This is a genomic window from Candidatus Fusobacterium pullicola, assembly GCA_018883725.1.
GTDB lineage: Bacteria > Fusobacteriota > Fusobacteriia > Fusobacteriales > Fusobacteriaceae > Fusobacterium_A > Fusobacterium_A pullicola.
Window position 1 is genome coordinate 1 of the sequence record JAHLFN010000077.1, and the last position, 2,816, is coordinate 2,816.

Here is a 2,816-nt window from a genome sequence, read left to right on the forward strand (position 1 = left end):
TATACTTCTATTGCTATATTTACAGTTACAAGATATAATATAGATTTTATATGTCTTTTAAAACTTAAATCTTTAAAAATAAGAGTTACATATTTTTTTGAATATATAATATTTATTAAATAATTCCCAAGAGTTCCTATAATAGTTATTAGTGCAAATTTTAAATAATCTGAATCTTTTCTTACAAATAAAATTAATAGTATCAAAGATAGTATTTTAAAAACAATATTTCTTAATGAAATAAATTTAAACTCTTCGAGACCTTCATAGAGCCAATTAATATTAAAAATATTAAAAAATAATAATATTCCCATTATTAAATATAACTTTAAATTTTCTCTAAGTATATCAATATTTAAGATCAAAATAAAATAAATCGTTAAAAAAAATATGGTAGATAAAAAATTTATAAAAAATAATTCTGAATATACTCTGTTTAATTCTTTTTTATTCTCTCTGATATTTGCTATCTCTCTAACACCATAAGTTGGTATTCCAAGAAAAGAAAGAATTACAAAATATTGAACTATATTTTGTGAATAGCCTACTTCACCTATACTTTGAGGTGAAAGAACTCTTGCAGCATAAATTCCAGAAATCAATGGAAATAATAAATTAAGAATATTATAAACTAAATAATAAAATGTATTTTTTAATAACGATTTTTGCTTCATAACTTTTTTACCCACTCTTGATTATCTAAATACCATCTGATTGTCTTTTCTATACCTTTATCAAATGGTGTCTCTGGGTACCATCCTAACTCTGTTGCTATCTTTGTTGGATCTATTGCATATCTTGCATCATGTCCTAATCTATCCTGTACATAAGTTATTAAATCATAGTTTATATTCTCTATATCTGTCTTTAATACCTTTCTATACTCTGGCTCTTCTCTCATTATTCTTGCTATTGTATCTATTGTTAGCTTTACTATATTGATGTTTTTCTCTTCGTTAAATCCACCAATATTGTATACCTCTCCCAATCTTCCATTGTTTATTACCATATCTACTGCCTTATTATGATCTCTTACATATAGCCAATCTCTTACATTACTTCCATCTCCATATACTGGTAGAGATTTTCCCTCTAATATGTTTTTTATTATTAGTGGTATTAATTTTTCTGGAAATTGGTATGGTCCATAGTTATTTGAACATCTTGTTATATTTATTGGTAGCTTATATGTTTCAGCATAGGCTTGTACTATCATATCTCCTGATGCCTTTGATGATGAGTATGGTGATCTTGGATCTAATGGTGTCTTTTCTGTAAAGAAGTTCTCTCCATATGTTTTTAGATTATCTCTTCCCTCTACTACTCTTTTTACACTCTCATCTAAGTATAACTCCTTAGCCTCTGTAAAATCTCTACTTAGTGATCCATATACCTCATCTGTTGATATTTGGATATATTTTTTTCCCTCTTTGTATATTGGATATCCGTTCTCATCTCTTCCTATTGTCCAACTATCCTTTGATACCTCTAATAGATTTTGTGTTCCTAATATATTTGTTTCTAAGAATACTCTCGGTCCTAATATACTTCTATCTACATGTGATTCTGCAGCAAAGTTTACTACATAGTCAACATCATATCTAGCAAATATATTCTCTACTAGCTCTTTATTCCCTATATCTCCCTTTACAAACTCTATTTTTTTATCTGCTATCTCATCTTTTAAACTCTCTTTATTCCCAGCATAAGTAAGTTTATCTAGTACTATTATCTGTATATCCTCACCATACTTCTCAAGCATATACTTTACAAAGTTTACTCCTATAAATCCTGCTGCCCCTGTTACTAAATATGTTTTCATATCAACACTTCTCCCTCTTTATCTATTTCCTCTTTAAATTTTTTGTCAATAATTTTTTCATACTCAATTACATCTGTAGTATATGGTATTCTACTCTCTTCTAAATACTCTTTTATTAATGCTATCTCTAACTTTGTCAAATTCCCTTTTAAAGCTATATCTATATCTGAATTTTCTCTATAATCTCCTCTTGCTCTAGAACCAAATATAATTATCTCATCTATATTAGGAAATAGGAAATAAAGAGCCTTTAATTCTTCGTAATATCTCTCTTTCAATCCAAATCTCATCTATATTTCACTCGCTTTTAAAAACTCAAAATTTCTTCTTAATTCACTGCAATATCTTGAAACTATTCTTTCGTATATCTCTTCTGCTATTGCTTGATTATAAATGTGAGAGGTCAGATTTCTATCATCTAACATCTCTAACCAAATATCTATATTTTTCAATACATCTAATTTAAAGGCTTCTTTTACTGTACTTTTAGGGGTAGTTGCAGCCTCTACACCTTCACTATTTAAAAAATGTTTTAAAGTTTTCCATGATAACTCCAAAGTAAATTCAAATCTTTGAATCACTCCATCTTTTAAAGTTGAAAAATCAACTTTTTTACTTTCCTCAATTGCTTCTTCCAATCTATTTATAGCTTTCTCTAAATCTTCTAATCTCTCTTCCCATCTTTTTCCCATAACTCCTCCAAAAACCTATCTATTCCCTCTTTCCAATGAGGTATCTTTTTATCTACTATCTTTTCTATCTTCCTACTATCTAATTTTGAATATTTAGCTCTTTTGGCTTTCAATGGAAAATCATCTGTCTTAGCTCTCTCTAATTTTCCATTCCAATCTATTTTTTTAAGAATATATTCTGCTTGATCATACTTAGATGCTTCTCCATTATTTGAAAAGTGATAAAGTCCATACTTATCAGTTTGTATCAGATCCCATGAGAATTCTGCTAGATCCTTTGAGTATGTTGGACTTGATACTTG

Annotated in this window: 5 protein-coding genes; all 5 read right to left on the reverse strand. The window is 28.0% G+C overall.

Going from position 1 to position 2,816, the window contains the following annotated elements; genetic code table 11:
• Positions 1–674, reverse strand: a 674-nt coding sequence (locus tag IAA47_08975; GenBank protein ID MBU3843094.1) for an oligosaccharide flippase family protein, incomplete at its 3' end; no start/stop codon positions are given.
• On the reverse strand, positions 671–1,822 hold the full coding sequence (locus IAA47_08980) for a dTDP-glucose 4,6-dehydratase (GenBank protein ID MBU3843095.1): 1,152 nt from the start codon (positions 1,820–1,822) through the stop codon (positions 671–673). The genes IAA47_08980 and IAA47_08975, both read right to left, overlap by 4 nt.
• Entirely contained in the window at positions 1,819–2,112 is a 294-nt protein-coding gene (locus IAA47_08985; GenBank protein MBU3843096.1) for a nucleotidyltransferase domain-containing protein, read from the reverse strand. Before IAA47_08985 ends, IAA47_08980 begins: the two co-directional genes overlap by 4 nt.
• Positions 2,113–2,514: a nucleotidyltransferase substrate binding protein gene (locus IAA47_08990; GenBank protein ID MBU3843097.1), complete on the reverse strand. Its 402-nt coding sequence runs from the start codon at positions 2,512–2,514 to the stop codon at positions 2,113–2,115.
• A partial coding sequence (locus tag IAA47_08995) for a sugar nucleotide-binding protein (protein ID MBU3843098.1) occupies positions 2,487–2,816 on the reverse strand: 330 nt, incomplete at its 5' end. The genes IAA47_08995 and IAA47_08990, both read right to left, overlap by 28 nt.